At 30.0% G+C, this 19,826-nt stretch carries 25 protein-coding genes; 9 read left to right on the top strand and 16 right to left on the bottom strand.

Annotation, left to right across the window (positions count from 1 at the left end; genetic code table 11):
* Positions 1 to 105: 105 nt before the first annotated feature.
* Positions 106 to 1,755 (top strand): DHA2 family efflux MFS transporter permease subunit, encoded by a 1,650-nt coding sequence (locus BUA92_RS18730; RefSeq protein ID WP_073022200.1) that lies wholly within the window; start codon positions 106 to 108, stop codon positions 1,753 to 1,755.
* Positions 1,756 to 1,798: 43 nt separating this feature from the next.
* Here the strand turns inward: BUA92_RS18730 and BUA92_RS18725 are convergent, their stop codons facing one another.
* The 5 genes from BUA92_RS18725 to BUA92_RS18705 all read right to left on the bottom strand — a co-directional run bounded on the left by BUA92_RS18725 (position 1,799) and on the right by BUA92_RS18705 (position 4,765).
* The gene (locus BUA92_RS18725) at positions 1,799 to 2,251 is read right to left on the bottom strand and encodes a hypothetical protein (RefSeq protein ID WP_073022199.1); all 453 of its coding nucleotides are present in this window, start codon (positions 2,249 to 2,251) and stop codon (positions 1,799 to 1,801) included.
* 2 nt (positions 2,252 to 2,253) lie between these two features.
* On the bottom strand, positions 2,254 to 2,460 hold the full coding sequence (locus BUA92_RS18720) for a helix-turn-helix transcriptional regulator (protein ID WP_021803743.1): 207 nt from the start codon (positions 2,458 to 2,460) through the stop codon (positions 2,254 to 2,256).
* Positions 2,461 to 2,588: 128 nt separating this feature from the next.
* Positions 2,589 to 3,323, bottom strand: a complete 735-nt coding sequence (locus tag BUA92_RS18715; protein ID WP_073022198.1) for a class I SAM-dependent methyltransferase — start codon at positions 3,321 to 3,323, stop codon at positions 2,589 to 2,591.
* Between the two features lie 136 nt (positions 3,324 to 3,459).
* Positions 3,460 to 3,849 carry an ACT domain-containing protein gene (locus BUA92_RS18710; protein ID WP_073022197.1) on the bottom strand — a complete coding sequence of 130 codons (390 nt, stop codon included), beginning with the start codon at positions 3,847 to 3,849 and terminating at the stop codon, positions 3,460 to 3,462.
* Between the two features lie 109 nt (positions 3,850 to 3,958).
* On the bottom strand, positions 3,959 to 4,765 hold the full coding sequence (locus tag BUA92_RS18705; RefSeq protein WP_073022196.1) for an MBL fold metallo-hydrolase: 807 nt from the start codon (positions 4,763 to 4,765) through the stop codon (positions 3,959 to 3,961).
* 198 nt (positions 4,766 to 4,963) lie between these two features.
* Between BUA92_RS18705 and BUA92_RS18700 the strand changes: the two genes are divergently transcribed.
* Positions 4,964 to 5,191, top strand: coding sequence for a CDGSH iron-sulfur domain-containing protein (locus tag BUA92_RS18700; protein ID WP_073022195.1), 228 nt, complete (start codon positions 4,964 to 4,966; stop codon positions 5,189 to 5,191).
* A gap of 78 nt (positions 5,192 to 5,269) precedes the next feature.
* On the opposite strand, the gene BUA92_RS18695 is transcribed toward BUA92_RS18700, so the two are convergent.
* Positions 5,270 to 5,887, bottom strand: coding sequence for a DUF5105 domain-containing protein (locus BUA92_RS18695; RefSeq protein ID WP_073022194.1), 618 nt, complete (start codon positions 5,885 to 5,887; stop codon positions 5,270 to 5,272).
* A 256-nt stretch (positions 5,888 to 6,143) separates the two neighbouring features.
* Here BUA92_RS18695 and BUA92_RS18690 point away from each other — a divergent pair, with 256 nt between their 5' ends.
* Complete coding sequence (locus BUA92_RS18690; RefSeq protein WP_175550933.1) at positions 6,144 to 7,094, top strand: alpha/beta fold hydrolase; 951 nt, start codon at positions 6,144 to 6,146, stop codon at positions 7,092 to 7,094.
* Here the strand turns inward: BUA92_RS18690 and BUA92_RS18685 are convergent.
* Complete coding sequence (locus tag BUA92_RS18685; protein ID WP_073022193.1) at positions 7,058 to 7,603, bottom strand: NAD(P)H-dependent oxidoreductase; 546 nt, start codon at positions 7,601 to 7,603, stop codon at positions 7,058 to 7,060. The two genes, BUA92_RS18690 and BUA92_RS18685, sit on opposite strands and share 37 nt — an antisense overlap.
* 206 nt (positions 7,604 to 7,809) lie before the next feature.
* Here BUA92_RS18685 and BUA92_RS18680 point away from each other — a divergent pair, with 206 nt between their 5' ends.
* The gene (locus BUA92_RS18680; RefSeq protein WP_021803751.1) at positions 7,810 to 8,157 is read left to right on the top strand and encodes a winged helix-turn-helix transcriptional regulator; all 348 of its coding nucleotides are present in this window, start codon (positions 7,810 to 7,812) and stop codon (positions 8,155 to 8,157) included.
* Between the two features lie 40 nt (positions 8,158 to 8,197).
* On the opposite strand, the gene BUA92_RS18675 is transcribed toward BUA92_RS18680, so the two are convergent.
* Positions 8,198 to 9,484 carry an ATP-binding protein gene (locus tag BUA92_RS18675; RefSeq protein WP_073022192.1) on the bottom strand — a complete coding sequence of 429 codons (1,287 nt, stop codon included), beginning with the start codon at positions 9,482 to 9,484 and terminating at the stop codon, positions 8,198 to 8,200.
* Positions 9,485 to 9,887: 403 nt separating this feature from the next.
* Between BUA92_RS18675 and BUA92_RS18670 the strand changes: the two genes are divergently transcribed.
* The 3 genes from BUA92_RS18670 to BUA92_RS18660 all read left to right on the top strand — a co-directional run bounded on the left by BUA92_RS18670 (position 9,888) and on the right by BUA92_RS18660 (position 11,094).
* A complete protein-coding gene (locus tag BUA92_RS18670; protein ID WP_073022191.1) occupies positions 9,888 to 10,121 on the top strand; it encodes a DUF1659 domain-containing protein in 234 nt (77 codons plus the stop codon).
* A gap of 12 nt (positions 10,122 to 10,133) precedes the next feature.
* Positions 10,134 to 10,346: a DUF2922 domain-containing protein gene (locus BUA92_RS18665; RefSeq protein WP_073022190.1), complete on the top strand. Its 213-nt coding sequence runs from the start codon at positions 10,134 to 10,136 to the stop codon at positions 10,344 to 10,346.
* Positions 10,347 to 10,536: 190 nt separating this feature from the next.
* Positions 10,537 to 11,094 carry a DUF6143 family protein gene (locus tag BUA92_RS18660; protein WP_073022189.1) on the top strand — a complete coding sequence of 186 codons (558 nt, stop codon included), beginning with the start codon at positions 10,537 to 10,539 and terminating at the stop codon, positions 11,092 to 11,094.
* 62 nt (positions 11,095 to 11,156) lie between these two features.
* Here the strand turns inward: BUA92_RS18660 and BUA92_RS18655 are convergent, their stop codons facing one another.
* Positions 11,157 to 11,972 carry a PH domain-containing protein gene (locus BUA92_RS18655; RefSeq protein ID WP_242950201.1) on the bottom strand — a complete coding sequence of 272 codons (816 nt, stop codon included), beginning with the start codon at positions 11,970 to 11,972 and terminating at the stop codon, positions 11,157 to 11,159.
* 263 nt (positions 11,973 to 12,235) lie between these two features.
* Here BUA92_RS18655 and BUA92_RS18650 point away from each other — a divergent pair, with 263 nt between their 5' ends.
* Entirely contained in the window at positions 12,236 to 12,337 is a 102-nt protein-coding gene (locus BUA92_RS18650; RefSeq protein WP_073022188.1) for a putative holin-like toxin, read from the top strand.
* Between the two features lie 235 nt (positions 12,338 to 12,572).
* Here the strand turns inward: BUA92_RS18650 and BUA92_RS18645 are convergent, their stop codons facing one another.
* The 6 genes from BUA92_RS18645 to BUA92_RS18620 form a co-directional block, all read right to left on the bottom strand.
* A complete protein-coding gene (locus BUA92_RS18645; protein WP_073022187.1) occupies positions 12,573 to 13,652 on the bottom strand; it encodes a 3'-5' exonuclease in 1,080 nt (359 codons plus the stop codon).
* 2 nt (positions 13,653 to 13,654) lie between these two features.
* On the bottom strand, positions 13,655 to 13,864 hold the full coding sequence (locus tag BUA92_RS18640; RefSeq protein ID WP_073022186.1) for a hypothetical protein: 210 nt from the start codon (positions 13,862 to 13,864) through the stop codon (positions 13,655 to 13,657).
* 180 nt (positions 13,865 to 14,044) lie between these two features.
* Positions 14,045 to 15,391 (bottom strand): B12-binding domain-containing radical SAM protein, encoded by a 1,347-nt coding sequence (locus BUA92_RS18635; RefSeq protein ID WP_073022185.1) that lies wholly within the window; start codon positions 15,389 to 15,391, stop codon positions 14,045 to 14,047.
* 43 nt (positions 15,392 to 15,434) lie between these two features.
* A complete protein-coding gene (locus tag BUA92_RS18630) occupies positions 15,435 to 16,289 on the bottom strand; it encodes an ABC transporter permease (RefSeq protein WP_073022184.1) in 855 nt (284 codons plus the stop codon).
* The gene (locus BUA92_RS18625) at positions 16,286 to 17,194 is read right to left on the bottom strand and encodes an ABC transporter ATP-binding protein (RefSeq protein WP_073022183.1); all 909 of its coding nucleotides are present in this window, start codon (positions 17,192 to 17,194) and stop codon (positions 16,286 to 16,288) included. The genes BUA92_RS18630 and BUA92_RS18625 overlap by 4 nt, the downstream gene beginning before the upstream one ends.
* 23 nt (positions 17,195 to 17,217) lie before the next feature.
* Positions 17,218 to 18,063 carry a DUF4367 domain-containing protein gene (locus BUA92_RS18620; RefSeq protein ID WP_073022182.1) on the bottom strand — a complete coding sequence of 282 codons (846 nt, stop codon included), beginning with the start codon at positions 18,061 to 18,063 and terminating at the stop codon, positions 17,218 to 17,220.
* A 257-nt stretch (positions 18,064 to 18,320) separates the two neighbouring features.
* Between BUA92_RS18620 and BUA92_RS18615 the strand changes: the two genes are divergently transcribed.
* Positions 18,321 to 18,785, top strand: a complete 465-nt coding sequence (locus BUA92_RS18615; RefSeq protein WP_073022180.1) for a hypothetical protein — start codon at positions 18,321 to 18,323, stop codon at positions 18,783 to 18,785.
* Positions 18,786 to 18,822: 37 nt separating this feature from the next.
* On the opposite strand, the gene BUA92_RS18610 is transcribed toward BUA92_RS18615, so the two are convergent.
* The gene (locus BUA92_RS18610; protein ID WP_073022178.1) at positions 18,823 to 19,650 is read right to left on the bottom strand and encodes an alpha/beta fold hydrolase; all 828 of its coding nucleotides are present in this window, start codon (positions 19,648 to 19,650) and stop codon (positions 18,823 to 18,825) included.
* Positions 19,651 to 19,826 lie beyond the last annotated feature (176 nt).

Below are 19,826 nucleotides of genomic sequence, written 5' to 3'. Positions count from 1 at the left end.
GTCAAATTAAAGTGAATATGAAATTTGTTTCATATATTGACTTTCTATTTTCAAAGATATATTATATGAATATGAACTCTATTTCATATTTAGGAGGATATAATTATGAATAAAAAAGAAAAAACCTTAGCATTTATATCACTAGCAATTGCATGCTTTCTAACAGTATTGGATGCAACTATAGTAAATGTGTCCTTGCCCTCTATGGCTGAATACTTTAACACAGATATTACAGGAATCTCTTGGGTTAGCACAGCTTACTTAATTCCTTTCTCTGCACTTTTAATAAACTTCTCTAAACTTGCAGATATCTTTGGACGAAAAAAACTATTTGTAATTGGTCTTTTAGTTTTTGGTATATCTTCAATGTTATGCGGTCTATCAACTTCACTTTCTATGATAATAATTTTTAGAATTATTCAAGGCATAGGGGCAGCCATCTTGACTCCTTTAGCAATTCCTCTAGGTATAGAGATTTTTGGTAAAGATGCAATGTCAAAATTAGCTGTTATAGTAGGTATGATCATTTCTATTTCTGCGGCCTCCGGTCCAATATTAGGTGGCATTTTAAATGAATTTTTAGGATTTAAATCAATATTCTACGTAAATATACCATTTATTATTATCTCCTTATTGTTTGGAACACTATATCTTAAGGAATCCTATGATAAAACAATAGAAAAGAATATAGACATTCTCGGCTCACTTCTCATAAGTTATGGAATAGGAGCACTAACCTTCTTTTTAGTAAAAGGAAATGATTATGGATGGGCTAGCTCAAAAATAATGACTTTAATAATTACCTCTTCAATTTCTTTAATTGCATTTGTTTTATACGAACTTAAATCTAAAAATCCTATGATAGAGTTTAAACTTTTTAAGACAAAAAGCTTTACTTCATCAGTTATAATAATAGGAGTTGTATTTTTTGCTTATATGCCTATTTCCTACCTTATGAATTTCTATTTAGAAAATCAGTTAGGTTATAGTGTTCTAAAATCAGGCGCTATTATTGGAATCATAAGTGGTATTTCCTTTTTTATGTCTCCTGTTTTTGGGCTTATAGCAATGAAATTTGGAGCTAGGGTAACTTCTACACTTGCTATATTATTAGTTTCTCTAGGAGACTTTATGTTCTTTTTCATGAACAGTTCAAATAACCTAAAAATAATTTATAGCTCATTTATCTTAGTAGGAATTGGTCTAGGGGCTACTACTCCTCTATATCAAAGTGCCTTTGAAGAAATATCAGAAAATAAAAATGGAATTGCCTCTGGTATATTAAACAGCTTCAGACAACTCACTGCCTGCATAGCTATAGCTTTAGTATCAACCCTAAGTAGCCATTATAGTGCTCAAGCTATTGATAATACAAAATCAAGAATTATTGATAATATTAATAGTAATCAAGTATTAGAGAAGCAAGTTAAAGATATAATTACTAGCAAAATATCATCATCAAGTTCTACTGAAAACAGATCTTTTTCAAAAGAAGCTGTGGATGAATTGATTTTGGCACAGGAGCAACCACTACTTGCTTCTGCGTCAGATACAACGAAAATAATAATTCAAAAGAAGTTTAAAGTTCAAGCAAATGAGATATATAAAATTTTAGATGAAGCAACCATAATTAAAAATGATGAAAGTAATAAAGTATACAATAAATCATTTTTAATAACCTCATTAATTGCACTTTTAGGGCTTCTAGCAGTCCCTTTTAATAAAAAAAAATCAAAACTTCTATATAAAAAATAAAGCTTGAAGTTCACTTACTTCAAGCTTATTTTTTCTTAATGTCCTAAAATTTATTTCTATAATAAACTTTTAAAATTCCCTTTACTGATGCCATAAAAATCAATGCTCCCATTAATGACAAAAATACTATTTCATTAAAAAATCCAGAAATAATAGTTGCTGTTGCAATTCCACCTAAACAAATATTAAGTCCTGTCCCGCCTATTTTATCTTTAATAAGCTTTCTTCTCTCATCCATTTCTTCAATATATAATTTTTTAAGTTCCGTTTCACTCTTAAGTGCTTTTCTATATCTAAAAACAAACATAACCATCATAAACTCTAACCCAACAAATATTCCTAGTTGAAAACCATGAATCATATCAGCTATATCAACATTTTTTGTATAAATAGTAGACCTATAAATATTTGATAAAGCTATAAAACTAACAGCTAAAAGATTAAAAGTATTCATAACAACAATTCTCTTATTTAACACATTTTTAAATTTTTCCATCTTTACACTTCCTCCACTTCCGAAAAATCAAATACTTCTTCTATCGTAAGCCCAAAATTTTTAGCTATTTTATAGGCTAGAATTAAAGAAGCTGTATACTTTTCACCTTCTAATGATGTAATAGTCTGCCTTGTAACTCCAACCGCCATAGCTAATTCTTCTTGCGACATTTTATGCTTTTTTCTAAGTTCCTGAATTCTAGTCTTCATTAGTCTCCTCCTTGCAAAGTTCGCTTTACAATTTTAGTATAGTATACTTTGCATTATTTATAAAGTATACTTTGCACAAAATTTCAAAATAAAAACAGTACCAATTAATTCAGTACTGTTTCACTTAATTATTTTTTCCTTGAAGATATAATCAGCATCATAGGTCTACGCAATTCCTCTAGCATTCCAGGAACTCTTTCAAGCATCCTCTCCTCTGGTTTTGGCTCAGTAACTCCAGTTATCTCAAAGCCTGAGTTTATAAGACAATTAATGTAGGTTGTTAAAGTCTTATGATACTTTATTACCTCTTCTCCTAAAAACTTTGCTCTACGTGAACCTTCATAAAAATACCTATCAACCGGCCAGTGAATAGCATTACCTTCATCATCATAATACCAATCCTGTTCACCACTTGCAGTAAATATAGGATGTTCTACGGAAAATATAAATTCTCCACCACTTGGAATATATTTATCTATCTTAGCTAAAATATCTTCAAAGGATTTAATATAATGTAAAGCCAAGGAACTTATAACTACATCGAAAGAATTATCTTGAAAATCTATATCTTCTATCGGCATACAAATATACTGTACTTTATTATCATTAGTTTTGTTCTTAGCTTCATCTAACATCCTCTGTGAAATATCAACACCAACAGCTAATTTTGCTCCATTATCAATTGCATATCTACAGTGCCATCCAAAGCCACATCCTAAATCTAAAATCCTTTTTCCCTCAAAGTCAGGCAACATCTTCTTCAGCTCATGCCATTCTCCAGCACCTTCAAGCCCTTTCTTTGAACGATCCATATCCTTATATTTATTAAAAAAGTTATCATCATCATACTTATTTTCCTTCACCAATATCACCTCCTATACAATAATATTATATTTCTTTAATATAATTTAGCTCAAGTATATAGAATGGTTCTGTATTGTTTTATAAAAATAAAAAGCTAAAGCAATTTTAATACTTCAGCTTTTCAATGTGGTATAACTAACAAATAACTTCATATCTTTCATTAACAAGGGCTTCTACAGTATTATCTATATCTTTGTTTTTAACAAGGATATAATCTGTATCATAAGTAGAAATCGCAAATATGGTTATGCCCTTTTGAGCCAAAATTGTACTGATAGATGCCAGTATTCCTACTAAAGAAAAAACTAACGGACCCTTGATTTTAAGAATTCTCCAATCCCCTTCACACTTTACATCAGAAGGAATGAACTCTTCACTACAAACTATTGATAACTCATCAGCTGTTCTTGTTATAGAAAAAAAATCCCCATTTTGTGCCCAATTAGGAATTAACTCATTTTTATCTAATCTGCATACCCCATATATACCCTCTAATAATTCCATCGTTAGTATTTTCTTATTCATCTTCTTATCCTTTCTCATTTATATATACTTTATATCTATAATTATATATTATACTGTTTTGAACAAAATATTTAAATAGAAGGATGCAACTCTAATCTATTTCTTTTTCTCACCAAATTAATTCTAACCCTACACCTACTTCCTTCACTGGCAAACTCCTATACATTTCTGCTCTAACCTCAAAAGAAGTACAATGACAAGGATATAATTCATTAATATTATTCTCATTTAAGTAATCAATTGTATTTCTAACTTGCTCATTTACCTCGAATAGATGGAACCCACCTATTACCCCTAGAACTCTATCATCTTTACAGACTTTTTTGGCATACTCAATAATATTACATATCCCACTATGGGAACATCCTGTAATTATAAATATTCCCTTCTTATTTTTATAAACAATTGCACTATCATCAACCACATAATCATCAATTAATTCATTATCAACTACCTGTTTCCCGATTAACTTTCTAGATTCAAAGGAATTCATTTGTGGTATCTCTCCTAAGAAAGTTATATTTTCACTAAGCTTAACTGGTTCCTTTGATAAGTTCAGATTACACTTTTCTTTTAAGTCTTCCTTTAAAATAGGTGAACAGATTTTAATATTGCCTAAAGATTTTTCGTTAAAAGCATCTGGATGTGCTGTAATAGTTATTTTATCTTTATTATTTTCTTCAAAATAATGTTTTAATCCACCAGTATGATCATCATGTCCATGGGAAATTACTATATGGTCCAAATCACTTAAATCTATACCTAGTGCCTTAGAATTTTTGATAAATAACTCTGAATATCCTAAATCAAATAATAATCTAATACCTTCATCTTCAATGTAATATGATACCGCTGGTTCTCCACAATAATATTGATCAATATATGTATTATTATCTACTAGCACTTTTAGCTTCATATTTCTCTCCTTATAATCATCCCAATATATTGATGATTATAATCTAAATTTAGCTATTAAATCAATTCGATTATATTTAGTGGAAGCTACTAAAGAATTTTTTAACATTCTATCTTTAAAGTATAAATTTATAATAAAACTTAGTTATGTACATATACTACACTAAGATATTAAAAATTTTAGAAAGAAGGTAGCAATATGGGTAAAATTAAAATTCAAGCTATAGACAATGCTCCATTACTTATTACAGGGGATTTAGATGATGTAGAAATACTCGATGGTGAAGGAACTGTTATGGAAAAACCTCAAGGTGTATGGCCAGAAGGAAGATGTTACTTATGTAGATGCGGCTTAACAACAAATCCTCCATTTTGTTCTGGTGCCCATAAAGGTGTATTTAAAAATGAAGTAAGAGCTAAAAAATAAAATAATCAAGGCCACAATTGAGAAAACTAATCCTCAATTGTGACCTCAATTATTTTATGCTCAAATTTAGTGATTTAATTAATTGCTTACAGCCTCAGCCATGAAATTGTAAATCCCTGTTTCACTTGGAACCCACATATTACTTTCTAAATTTAAATCTAGTGTAAGTGATTTAGGTTGTTCAATAAACACTCCATTTGCAAATCCCTCGCTAACTATATCGGTTGATAACTTCATTAACTCTGCTTCTGATATAGATGGATTAGCAAAAACCGCTTCAGTGATTTTATCAGTACCATCATTAACTATTTTATCTACATCGAAACCTTTTATTTTAACCTCAACTTTTGCAGTATCTTTATCTTGTGATATTTCGCTTACTTCATATTCTATTTTAGCTAGACCTGTAAAGATAGCATTCTTAAGTTTCTCTTGATCTTCCTTAGAAATCGTATTTCCAGTTGGATCTTGAGCAAATGCCTGTACATATCCTTTTTCTAACGCATCTCTAAATTCCTTATAATCGGCATCACTCATACCTATCTTACTTATATTAGATTTATCATCCTTAAATATCATGTCTAATAGTATTTGTGTACCTTCCACTGGAGTTGTTTTAGGTTTTGAGCATGAAACCATGACAATAGAGAACATCATAATTGCTAATATAATGCTCAATTTTTTTAAACTTTTCATTAATTTTTCCCCCTTATAACTTTTATCACATTTATAATTGTATTTTATAAACAGTGATTTATGACTTTTTTAACCATCATATTTATTATATCGATTGTTTACATATTTTCTTTAATATTCCATGTAATATTTTGTATAAAAAATCATAAAAATGTACTATTTATATCTTAAATATTCTACTTTTTTATTTTTATTGCCTATATACACAATATGGTATAATTTAAACAATAAAATCAAGTTAATTATGGGAGAATATATGAAAAAGATACTAAAATCAAAGAGAGCTATTATAATATTCGTACTTTTTATAGGTATTGTTTGGCAAGGAGTCATGCAAAAGTATGAAAATAATAAATATCAAGCTCCTGGAACATACGTAAACACTGGTAATTATGATGCTCATTGTTACGTTAAAGGGGATGGCAATAGCACTTTAGTTTTTATTACAGGCTCAGGCACACCTTCTTCTTATACAGATTTTTATAATTTACAAGACACTTTAGCTAAATATTCTAAAACAATTTCTTTTGACCATGCTGGGTATGGTTGGAGTTCTAAAACAAAGGTTAGTAGGGATATAGACAACCTAACTTATGAATTATCTACTATAGTGGATTCTTTGAGCAAAGAAACTAAACCCCTAATATTAGTATGTCATTCTTTAGGATCACTAGAAGCAATTAATTTTGCTCAAAGATATAAAGATAAAGTTGCTGGAATAGTGTTTCTAGATGGGGGAAGCCCTGAATTTTATAGAACCTCTTCTGAAATATCCTCTATAGCTTTTAATAGAGGGACATCCCTTATTCGTTTTTTAGGAATCAATAGACTTTTAGGTAATTTCTCTTTACTTCTTCCACTGTATGGTGAAAATATAAGAAATAAAAACCTTCCAGAAAACTTAAAAGAAGTTGATAAGTCAATGTACTATAAATATACAGGGTCTTCAATAAACTTAAGCAATTTAAAATCTATAAATGAAAATGCAAAAACAGTTCTCAACTATGGTTCTACTATCAATGTCCCAATTCTTGTATTATCCTCTGATAGTGGAGAACAGTGGGCAAAGGTGCAAGAAGAGCTTTCTTCTTGGTCAACAGATAGCCGTCATATAAAAATTGAAGACTCACAACATTATATTCATTGGTCAAATTCTGATGAAGTGGTAAGTTATATAAAAGATTTTACAGAGGAGCTTTCCAAATAATTAATATAATCTTTTGCACTCTGATCTATTTCTTCACTGGTTACCTGAAATGATGCTCCAAAGACTGCAAAGTAAGGTAACGTAACAGCCCCAACATGCTTCATACTAGCCTTAAACGGTGTAATCACTTCATCAACTGTAAAAGAAACTGAACCTGTAGGTAAATAATTTTCTTTTTTATCTCCTATTGATAAAGCAATTCCAAACTTCTTATCTTTTAATTTATTTCCTTTTGAACCATATGCCCAACCATAGGTAAAAACATCATCAAACCACTTTTTCAATAAAGGTGGATAGCTATACCAATATAAAGGACACTGTAGAATTATATGATTATGTGCTTCAAGCAGTTGTTGTTCCCTTTCAACGTCAATATTCCAATCTGGATATTCTTTGTAAAGCTCGTGAACTATAATATCATTTGGATATTTCTCTAATTCCTCTTTCCACCTTTTATTTACTTTTGAATTATCAATGTCAGGGTGAGCTAATATTATAAGAGTTTTCATAAAATCACCAATCCTTTCTATCACATCTAATTATCTTAAATCCTTTCAATGCTTATTTTACAGCACTTGAAATTAGCTTTATAATTATTATTGTCCTAAAAATATATATTGTAAATACACACAATAAAGTCAGTAAGATACTTACTTTGAAGTGTGTATTACCATAATATAATCTGATAAACTATAATAAAATTGGAGGTGATATTTTGAAACAATATAATTTAGGAATTGAAGCAACTCTAGAAATCCTCGGTGGTAAATGGAAAGCTTTAATTGTGTGTCTACTTATGTCTGGCGCTAAAAGAACCAGTGAGTTAGAACGTCTTATTCCAGATATCTCTCAAAAAGTACTAATACAACAACTTCGTGAACTAGAAAGAGATGGAATTGTTGGAAGAATAAATTATCATCAAATGCCCCCAAAAGTTGAATACTATGTTACTGAATATGGAAAAACAGCTAATAAAATTATAGATGTAATGTGTACTTGGGGAAGAGAAAATATTAGACTTAGAAAACTCCAAGGGGAGGATATAAACCTATTAGAAAATTGACTGCATCAAAATTTACAGAGGAGCTAACCAAATAATTAGGTTAAAAATAACTATTTATAGCTAACCTAACCAAAAAGTAGCTTCTCTCATCATCCATTTCAAAAACAGGCCTTGGTGAATAATTCTTTTTCATAACATCTATAATTTTAGATAAACCCGTAGCTTTTCCTTGTGCTAACTTCATGGATTTTAAAAACTCACCTATTTTTCTATTTCTATATCTTCTTGCAAATACTCTTCCCGCATTAATATCCTCAAGCCTTATGGACTTGTCTGCACCTGGATAATTAATTATTATTATTTCATCTTTATATATTCTGACCTCAATAGGCTCATTTCCTAAATAATCTCTGTGATAAACGCTATTAACCAAAGCTTCTTTAATAGCCTCATAAGGATAACTAAACATTCTTACCGCTTCAGAGTTATCATTAACTTTTATAAATTTCTCTTTTATAACCGAATTGCTAATGTATACTAAAGCACCTATTAACTGAGTATATATTGACCCTGTAAAAATCTTCTCCGTAAAATCTGCTTCAAAAGATTTCTTTGTAAAATCTATTACTTCAATCTGACACATAGGAAAAAACTTTTGAGGATAATTACTAAACATAAGTAAACCTACATTTTTAACTTTAGAATTCTGAACTATCCCAAGCTTTTTCCCTAAAGCTTCTAACGAAAACTTACTAACCTCCCAATAAAGCTCACTTTCTGATGCTCTAAAATACTCCTTAATTAAATCTCCGCTGATCTCTTCAATTCCTCCATTAATATTTATCTTCTCATCAAAGGGAATGACATAATTTTCATCATAGATAATATCTCTAGTAGCTTTAGCTAAACCTGCACTTCTAGTAGCATTTAACTCAATATTCTCTACAACAAATCCGCCTTGATCCTTTATAAATTTATAATAATACCTTATGGAATCATCTATTATTCTGCTAATTCGAACATTAGCATTAGGATGCATAATTCTTAAATCACTAACCATATTAGCAGTAGATTTTCTAAGTTTAATAGTTTTATTAACATCGTATAGCTCAACATCATTTCCCATATCAAATCTTACTACATTTACGTCTTCATATAAATTAGTATTGTTTATCGTATTATCCTCACTTTTGGAGACTGTTTCATTGATAGTCACCTTATTTTCCTCTACTACCTTTTCTTCTTTCTTAGGTTGTTCTCCAAAATAAAACTCATCTATAATTTCACCTTCAACTTCATCAGTATCATGCCAATGTGCCTCACTTAAAATATCACTACTATCATCAACACCTATTTGTGAATCAAGCCCATTTTTCTTATTACTCATAAACGCCCTCCCCTTAAACTCCATCTCACTACAATCTCTATATTCTATGTGAAAACATTAAAAAAATTTCTACGTTTCTAAATTTGTACGTTTCTAAATTTCTAAATTTCTGCGTTTCTAAATTTCTAAATTTCTACACTTCTATTCTGTAGGAGCGTTCTTCAGCTCCATTAAATTCCTTTTAACTTCTATCTATAAAGGATTAGACTGACGCTGAAAAGCGCGTCCACCGCAACAAAGTGCACTTCTATTCTGTAGGTGTGTTCTTCAGCTTCATTAAACTCCTTTTATCTCTTAATACCGCCCTAAAACCGACAAATTCTATTTTATTAGTTAATTTTGTAGCAATCTTCGACTTAAAACATAATATAATCTTATAAATAATTATTAGGAGGTCGTTAAAATGATAATTGATAATTTAAAATCATTATCTTTAACCATTGAAATTGAAAATGGCGTAGACTCAAAAGGAGAAAAAATTTTCAAGAAAAGAACGTTCTCCGGCATAAAACTAGATGCCCCCTATGAAAATATTTATAACGTGGCAGATGCAATTTCAGAAATTTTAGAAACAGAAACTGGAGAGTTTTTGCTTAACAAGATTATAAGCATTGAAAAAACTCCAGATGAAGAATAGGAGGTGTAAGTTATGGCGAGATCTTTAACCCTAACCTTCGTGACATCAAATGGCAGTAAAGCAACTTTAACTATACAAGGTGTTAAAGATGGATTAACTAATGAGCAAGTTAAGGCATTGATGGATGTTATTATAACCAATAATATCTTTCTTACTAAAAACGGTTCATTATCAAGCCCATCTAAAGCTAAAGTTACTGAAATAAACTCACGTGAAATAGTCTAGTCTTTTAAAATAAATAATCCCTATACATTAGACTTAAGAAATCTAATGTATAGGGATTTGTTTTTATTATTATCTACGGAACTGTACTTTCGACAAATTACATTTTCCAAACTAATTTTGTAACAATCTTCGACTTAAATCATATTATATTCTATATTTAATTTCCAAAAAGAATTAAGGAGATATATTTATGTCAGAAGATAAAACTAATTATTTATTAAGTAGGGCTATGAAAACACGTGAAGTGGTTAGTATTCCAGTTTCTTTATCTAAATCTATAGAAGGAAAGTACTTTGTAGGTCAGACTGAACCTTTACATGTATGTAAGGGGTCAGACGCTTGGGCAGGTTTAGTAAATCCTCGTAATTCTGATGTCATCTTATTCGTAAATGTATTTACTATTTCTAATTTTTCTGATGAACATTTAACTGCCGAAATATGGCTTAACGCTAGTCTTCCTGAGAATTTAGATAAATCATATAATGTTTCTCCAACCAATACTGCTATAAAACCTCTTCCTAAAAATAGGGTTAACATTCTATCTTCAGATTCTGATATAGTTACTCCTAAAAAAGGAATTAATGTTTATAAAAGAATTGTACAACCTAATGAAACATTAGTTGCTGAGGAAGACGGAAAATTTATTATAGCTCCAGGTGGAAACTATTCATTAATTATAAAGTCAACTAATTTAAATCATAGCAAAGTTGTAGTTGCATTTGGTTGGTGGGAAGAAGAAATATGCTAAAATAAACAAATGATCCCTATATGGTAGATTTTTAACTACTGTATAGGGATTTGTTTTAGCTTCTATAAATTTAGTAGCTCTTTTTTCTTTTTATCAAATTCTTCTTGGGTTAATGCTCCCATATCCAGCAACTGCTTATATTTTATTAATTCATCTGCTGGAGATGTAGAGTTTACTGAGTTCCCCCTATGTGAAGTTTTCATTTCCTTATATAGTTGCACTTCTTTATTCACTGTATCAGCAAAAAAGCTTACAGTTACATTTGGTACATTCTGTATAGTTCTTGTAACAGCTCCATCTGTAATAGCAATTTTACCAAGTCCTAATCCTTTATAATGGGATATACTATTAATTTTATCTAATGGAATATCTATTAATCTTAATCCATAAAGCATACCTTTATCCAGCATTAATACACGTCTATCAGTACATACTATCCATGTATTACCTTCAGTAAAACCACTAGTTATAGCTTTAATATGTTCATCTTTATTAAGTACATTTGGTAACTCCATTATTTCTTTTTTAGTTCCCCAATCATCCTTATATGGCAAGCTTTCTATTTCTTTTTGAATATCAGCGGCACTTTTCTTATTTACTTTTCTATTTTTATCTCCATAATTCTCTTTTAGATATTCTACAGCTATTTCGCCTTCTTTTTTGTACTTATTAGAATATACTAAATTTATAATTTTACCTCTTACAGTAATTTGTATCAATCCATTTGTAGCAAACGTAGGTCTAGAAAATACATCCACTGCCTGTATTTCTGTAAGCAATATTTCTCTTTTATTATAAATTATCCTATCGCTAAGTAACGTCCATGGCTTTTGTATCATAGTTTTAAACCTTAAATTCATTTCATTATTAAAATCCATTATTTTACTCCTATATCAGTATAATTTATTTATATAATCTTATCACAACTATGCTTATTTTTCTATTTACTGATACTTCCATCTAATAATATTGATTTTCTTGTACATAACAAAATTTTTACCTATATAAACATTTTATATTTCCCACTTTATTCCTCTATATATTTTCTACATAATTATGGTATAATTCTAAAGTACAATTTCATAGTTGAATGTGGGCTACTGGTATCACTCTACCTCTTTTATGGAAGGGGGTGATACTTATGAGTAACGATGATTTAATGTTACTATTTACAGCAGGTATGTTCTTATTAGCACTATTAACATTTATAGTGTTACTTATAGAAAAAATCTCAAAAAAATAGTAGCCCCACATCGCAATTGGAAAGCTACTATTTTTACACAAAAATAAGTAATACCAGTTGCCTGAGCAACTATAGTTGTATATAGTAGAGTGTTAGCGCACTCTACTTTTTTATCTCTCATTTACGCCTATAAGCGTAAATTCAATTAACTAAATTAAAAATTTAGTATCTTATTTATATTATATCAAATTTTAATAAAAAATAAACAAATAAATTTTTATCACGTATATTACATCTATTGTTTCCTATTTATTATATTCCAAAAGTCAGCTTCATTTATTATATCAATTCCAAATTCTTGAGCCTTAGTTAATTTACTTCCTGCATTTTCACCTACGACAAGCATATCAGTTTTCTTACTAACACTATCTGTGCTTATAGCTCCATATCTAATTGCAATAGATCTCATCTCGGCCCTATCTTCTTTCATGTCTCCAGTAAAAACTATTCTTTTATTGTTAAATATATTCTCTATAATATTATCTTTAGCATACTCTAATTTTTTTCTGTCTTCTTCTCTCTTTTTACTATCATTTTCATAATTCCTTACTCTTTTTTCTTTTTTATCTTCTCTGTATTCCCCTAACGATATCCACTTTTCAATCTTAACTATTTTTAATATTTCTAATAAATCCAAAACATCCTGCATTGCATTATGAGATTGCTCTTGCTTTATACCATAGTGATTTAGTAGATATTCGAGCTTATAACTCTCCAAGGTTTCCTTAGATTTTATATTATCTCTACTACAATAAAATTCTTGTTTATCATCTACCCAATTCCAATATCTTAGGAATCTTCTATCAAAACTAGCGTTATGTGCAATTATAGGACATTTATGCTTTGATATGAAATTTTTGAAATTTTCTATTGATACTTCATCTTTTTCAATTGCTTCTAATCCCGCTCCATATCCTTGCTTATATTTTTCTTCATCATTTATAATTGCAAGGTGAAGGCTATCAACTACTCTAAAATCTTCAACCGCAATTACAGCCACTTCCCTTATCCCATCTTCCGATTTAAAACTCATTGGTGTTTCAATATCTAAAATTATAAATTTCTCTTTTTTCTGCATATCTAAAAAATAGTCAGGATGAATACTATGCAATTCTCCATTTATGTATAATATAATTTCATTACCATCTACATATCCTGCTACATCACATTCTACAACCTCTTTAGTATAGGCTCCTTTATAGTAGAATTTCTTTATTTCCATAGCTTTGGGTGAAATAAGCTTCCATTCTTTTAGCTTTTCCATTTTTTCTTTTTCTGAATCAAACTCTCTCCATTCTCTTGTTGGATTTATCAATATTATTCTCCTCCTATAATTTTATGAAATAAAAATAACTTGTCCACTGTTCTATTAATTATAGTTTTCTGTAATTCTTCTAAATAATCTTGTATTTGAAGTAATTCTGCTTTATATTCTGCTTCTTTTTTCTTATCTTTTAATGAGGTATTATATTTTACTAATAAACTATTAATACTTTCTTCAGTTATCCAATTATATATTTTAGACATATTTTCCTTCAGTTCTTGAATCTTACTCTCTTTATTCTCAGATATTTTTAGACTTTCTATTATATTTATTGTACTATTTTTTCAATATTAATCAAAATAGCATATTAACCCTTGTATAAAAATAAAAAAATAGTAGCTTTAATTTCTAACACTAAAGCTACTATTTTTAACTATAAATATTTAGTTTATACGATAAGCCACCCATCTAAAAAATCTTCCTATATTTTTAAATGAAGCTATGTTGCAAAGTAGTTCTGTAAATTTTCCAAACTTCCTATAAAACAAGTTAAAAGCTAAAAATGGAATCCATTGTTTTTTAGATTTTGGAAGTCTTTTTATTATATTTTTGAAGGTATATATTTCTTTATAGATCCATAAGTAACCATTATATAGTTCTTCTGGGGTTATATTTTTAGGTTTATATACCACATGTGAGGTATTATAATTTGATAGATTAAAGTCTACAATTCTATTTTCTTTTAATAATGATTCATATAGTTTTGTTCCAGGATAGGGGGTAAGGATATGGGAGGTTACTGTTTCTATCTTGTTTTTAATTATCCATTCTAAGGTGTCTTTAAATACAGATGCATCATCTTCATCTAATCCAAAGACAAAACTTGCATTTATCATTATTCCTCTTTTATGAACTTCCTCCACAAGTTTTTCATATCTTTTTACACTGTTTTGTATTTTGTGAACATTTGCTATTGAGTTGCTGTTTATGCTTTCAAAACCTATAAAAAGACTTTCACAACCTGCTTCCTTCATCCCATCTAATAGCTCTGGCATATTCCCTATATTAGAGGTAACCGCAGCATTCCACTTTAATTTAAGAGGTTTGATTTCCTCTAAAAGCCTTCTTGTCCATGGTGGATTTCCTATAAAGTTATCATCAATAAACATTATATGCTTTGTTTTTAAAGCTTTTATATCCTTAACTACATCCTCTACTGGTCTATTTATATATGTTCTAAGTCCACTTTTGCAGCTATTATAACAAAAATCACATTCGAAGGGGCAACCTCTACTTGTACTAATTATGTTGGTGTATAAGTATTTATTAGTGTCAATAATCTCATACTTTGGTGATACTATTTCATTTCCTTCTATATTGTGCATATCAGAATATATCTTTTTTAGGGAGTTATTTTCTTTATCTTTAAGAATTTTTTCCCAAACTCTCTCAGCCATTCCAACGCATATAACATCAAAACTTCTACTAGCACTTTCTGGATCTGCGGTAATATGTATCCCACCTGCTACTACTGTTACTCCACGCTTTTGAAATTCTTTGGATATTTCCACAGCTCTATTCATAACATCTACAGTAACAGTTATGGCTACCAAATCTACAGCTTCATCAAAATTTATACTCTCAATGTTCTCATTTTCAATAATAACTTCATGCTTTTTTGGAGTAAGATTAGCTATTGTTAATAAAGCTAATGAGGGAGACATTCTTGTTTTTAATTTTGTATCCATAGGTCTTTGGCGCATTGCAGGTTGAATTAACTTTATCTTCATATATTACCTCACATAATTTAATTACTAACTTATTTTATAAGCATCATGAAATGTCCTTTAAGCTGAATTTTCTTACTGCTAAGCTAACTAACCCAGGAATATAGATAAGTATGTAGACAATCATCCATATACTTGGAGCTGTACTTGTTATACCGCCTGAGCCCATGAAAGGACCTGTAATACCAATATTTCTAAATATGGACGAAATCATCTGCCTGTATATTATATCGAAGGGTGAAATTAAGCTAGAAATAATCCCTAGATTTATAAGACTTTGATTTGAGAGCATGGAGCCTACCTGTTCCATTACTCCACCTATAAGTCCTAAAATATATATTGAAATAACAAATATCCCATTGCTTAGTGTTTTAAATGAAGCACTTCCTAAAATAGAAAGAGCTAAAATAGCTATTGGTTCCAGAGTAAAAAACAAAAGACCTTTTATTATATTTAGAGGTTCAAGGCTATTTACTATAGGAAGTTTAAATACTGTACATATTGTAATTATTGATATAAATAGAAAAACTGAATATATCACTGATAATGCTCCAAGTCCAAGGTATTTTCCAATTATATAACTAGATCGTTTAATTGGACGTGTTATTATAGAATGTATTACACCACTTTCAATTTCTGAAGAAATTGAACCTATAGATGCCATAATCGTAAGAAATGCCACAAGCATACTTGAAAAATAAAACCCTAAAAATGATATTATATTTGAAGCTACATCAAGAGCATTTATTGTATTTAAAGTTCCCGCTCTTGCAAGATCTTCTACTGCAAAATGAGTGATTACCCCAAATAATGTAAGGTAAACAAGAGTAAGTGCTGCAACAAGTATTAATATTTTTTTCCTTAAAGCTTCCTTAAAGGATGCTGCTGCTATTGCAATCACCTTTGCTCACCCCCTTCTATCAAGTTTAAGAACACATTTTCAAGTGAAACTTTCTTTGGTGAAAGTTCGAATAGTCTTCCTCCTCCGTTAACTATTATAGATGCTATGCAATGTATATCAGTTTTGCTCTTAATTTGCATATTTAGCTTGTTGTTTGATTGTGTAAGCGAACTATCAAACTCTTTAAGCTTGCTTAAAATTTCATTACTTAAATTTTCTGCTTGTATCTCAAGGATTAACTTGCTTTCAAGTATGTCATCCATTTTTCCATACTTAATTATACTGCCCCTTTTAATTATAGCCGCACTATCACACACAGCTTCAACCTCACTTAGAAGATGGCTGTTAAGTAATACTGTTTTTCCCTTAGACTTCAAGGTAGTCATTATTTCCCTTACTTCTTTCCTACCCACAGGATCAAGTGCTGAAGTAGGTTCATCTAAAAAAAGCAGATCTGGATCTGTTAAAAGAGCACATGCTAATCCTATACGTTGCTGCATTCCCTTGCTATAGGTGCCTACACGATAACTCTCATGCCCTTTAAGTTTCACAATATCAAGAACCTCTTCTATCTTTGATGCGGCACTTTTTTTGTCCAACTTATATAAGGAAGCATGGAAGTTTAGGAGGTCTTCACCAGTCATCCAATCCTGATATTTAAAGTTTTCAGGCAGATATCCTATTTTCTTTCTTACATCGATATCGCCAACAGGCCTACCCAATACAAAAGCTTTTCCACTGGTTGGAAATAATAAGCCTACCATCATTTTTATAAATGTACTTTTTCCTGCCCCATTAGGACCAAGAAATCCAAAAATTTCTCCCTCACCTACTGATATTGATATGTCTTTACAGCCAATTTTATTTCCATAATATTTTGTTAAACTTTCTGTCTCTATTACCATCCTATCACCTCATAAGCAAAGCTTTATTTAACAGATTTTGCAATCTTTAAAAGCTCTTCACTGTCTACTTGTCCGGATACAACATAGATAATACCCTTATCGTACCAAATTACTGCTGATTCAGAGTTCTCTTCTGAATTTCCATAATCCTTAGACATATATCCTTTTGCACCGTTTATATTAACTTCAGTCATTTCTGATTCTATCACTGGAATATACAGAGTGCTTTTCCAATCCTTCATAGACTTAAGCTGTGATTGTAGCCTTTGAGGAATTATAGGCATTTCTACAACTGCATCATACACTGCGTCAATATCCACATCATCAGGCACTGTTATTTCTGGAGATTTTGTCTCCATAATTGTTATAGGTTTATTGTTTATACTGTAGTTCATAGTCACCTGAGAAGCAAAATCTATTTTAAAAGTCTTACCATCAATATTTGCTGGTAGAAGTTTTGTAGCTCCATAGGATTTCATTATTTCATTTACATTCTCTGCCTTCAGTGTGAACTCAATAGCTGTAGGTTCAACAACATTAACACTTGGTACCACCCCATCAAGAACTGATGGAAAAGCTACTGTAACATCTGTAATGCTTTTTACATCTTCTTTTGAAGAAACTTTCTTCTGTCCTCCTTGTACCTTTATGTTTCCCATCTTTTCAAGACTTATCTCTCCCTGCCCACTTGAAAGCTTACTCTGAATCTGTTGAATATCATCAATAGTTACAGTTACTCCTTTTAAATCCTGAGCCCTAAAAATAGATAGTGTTTTTGAAATTGCTGCATTAACTGTTTGACCATTTATAATTGCCACAGCTAGTATAGCTGTACAAATTAAAGTTATAGTTTTTTTATTCTTTAACATATAGATAAACCCTCCTAAAAAAATTGATGATCTTTTAATCTTATTCTAATTTGTAAATAAAGAATATCACACTTTTTATTGTTTATCAATAAAAATTTATCTATTTTCACTTTATTTTTATTTTTTAACAGCAAAAAGCAGTCCTTATTTGTAGAACTGCTTTTTATACTTTACTATAATTTTCATATTAAAAAGTATCATCTATTATAATTAAAAAGAATATCATAGATTAAAGTAATTATGTCTGAGGGGAAGCTGTGAATTTTAATGGGTGGAGTAATTTTGAAGATTTTGCTAGAGCCTGCGGCTATACTAAATCAAATAATGAAAATGAATCTACTAATGAAGGTTGCAAAGATATCCCCAATGGATTTCAAAGCTTAAATCCTGAACTATTCGTTATTATAGGAGCTATTCTTGGAGAGATATTGGCAGGTAATATGCCTTTTAACGTTCAGAATGCACTCGGAAACTGGTTTGAACTACTTGGTCAAGTAATATTAACATATAATGCACAACAACAATATTTCCAAGGTGGTCCAGGTTTATATTACAATCCTAAAAATTATAATATAAATAATCCATATTGTGGCCCGAATAGTCCTACTGCCCCAAAACCTGAAAACGCTCAAAGTCAAACTGATAAAATCAATGAACTAGAAGCCCGTATTAATTCCTTAATGGCTGAAATAGAATTAATTAAAAATAAAACTAATGATTAACTAAGTTTTCCTCTCTTAGCTTCATTTATAAATTGATTTAATTACTTTTTTGTCGCTCAACTCTGGTAAGCCATTCATTAATCAATGAGTTAAATGCCTCTTCTCGCTCAATTTGAAGATTATGACCTGCACCATCTAATATTGAAAATGTAGCCCTTGGATATTTATCTAACATAGTTAATGCATCTTTATAGCCCACGCTGTCATCTTGTCTTCCTAATAATATAAGTGATGGTTTATCAAATATTTTAGATTCTTTATTTAAATCGAATGAAAACCCGTACCCATTTTTCATTATGTTTTGTAAAAAGTCACTATTTGCTGCTTTAACACCACTCATTATTTCGTTTTGATATCTCTCATAAATTCTTTCACTTTGAGTTACCATAGAAGAATTGAAATCTTCTGCATCATCTTTATTAAGCCTAGATAACAGTTCAGTATCTCTTACTAAAACAACATGTTCAGGTAAAGTACGTTTCTTGTATTCTGGTATTGTTATTGGACAAATTAATGCAAATCCATCAACCCTATCCATCATCTCATGCATTACACCTCTTGTAATATATCCACCATATGAATTACCTGCAATAAGAAAGTTTTCATTTGGTACAATTTTTTTAATAAAATCAACTACAACCTCTAGCATGTCATCTGAAGTCGTAATCCACTCAGGCGCTTCTGATTTTCCCATCCCAGGTAGATCTATATATATTCTCTTATATCCATCTCTTGCACTAAATACTGGCTCCATGCAACCCGCCATTACCCTATTATCAGCATAGTATCCATGTATCATAATAATTGGCTTACCTTCACCAATTATTTCATAATTTATTAATATATCTTTTATGTTACATTGCATTTGTCCTTCTCCTTTAATTCTAATAATAATTTGTTGATATTTCTGCGTTACATATTAAAAACTTATAACTCACTTGTCCCCAATAAAATTTTACCATATAATTGATATTTAGAATTATTTTTGTAATAATTACATAAAAAAATAAGAGCTGCTATATCGCAACCCTTATAAATGTT

Origin of the sequence: Clostridium intestinale DSM 6191, assembly GCF_900130055.1 — a bacterium.
In the GTDB taxonomy this organism is placed as follows: Bacteria; Bacillota; Clostridia; order Clostridiales; family Clostridiaceae; genus Clostridium_T; species Clostridium_T intestinale.
This window is presented reverse-complemented; position numbering and strand designations above follow the sequence as displayed.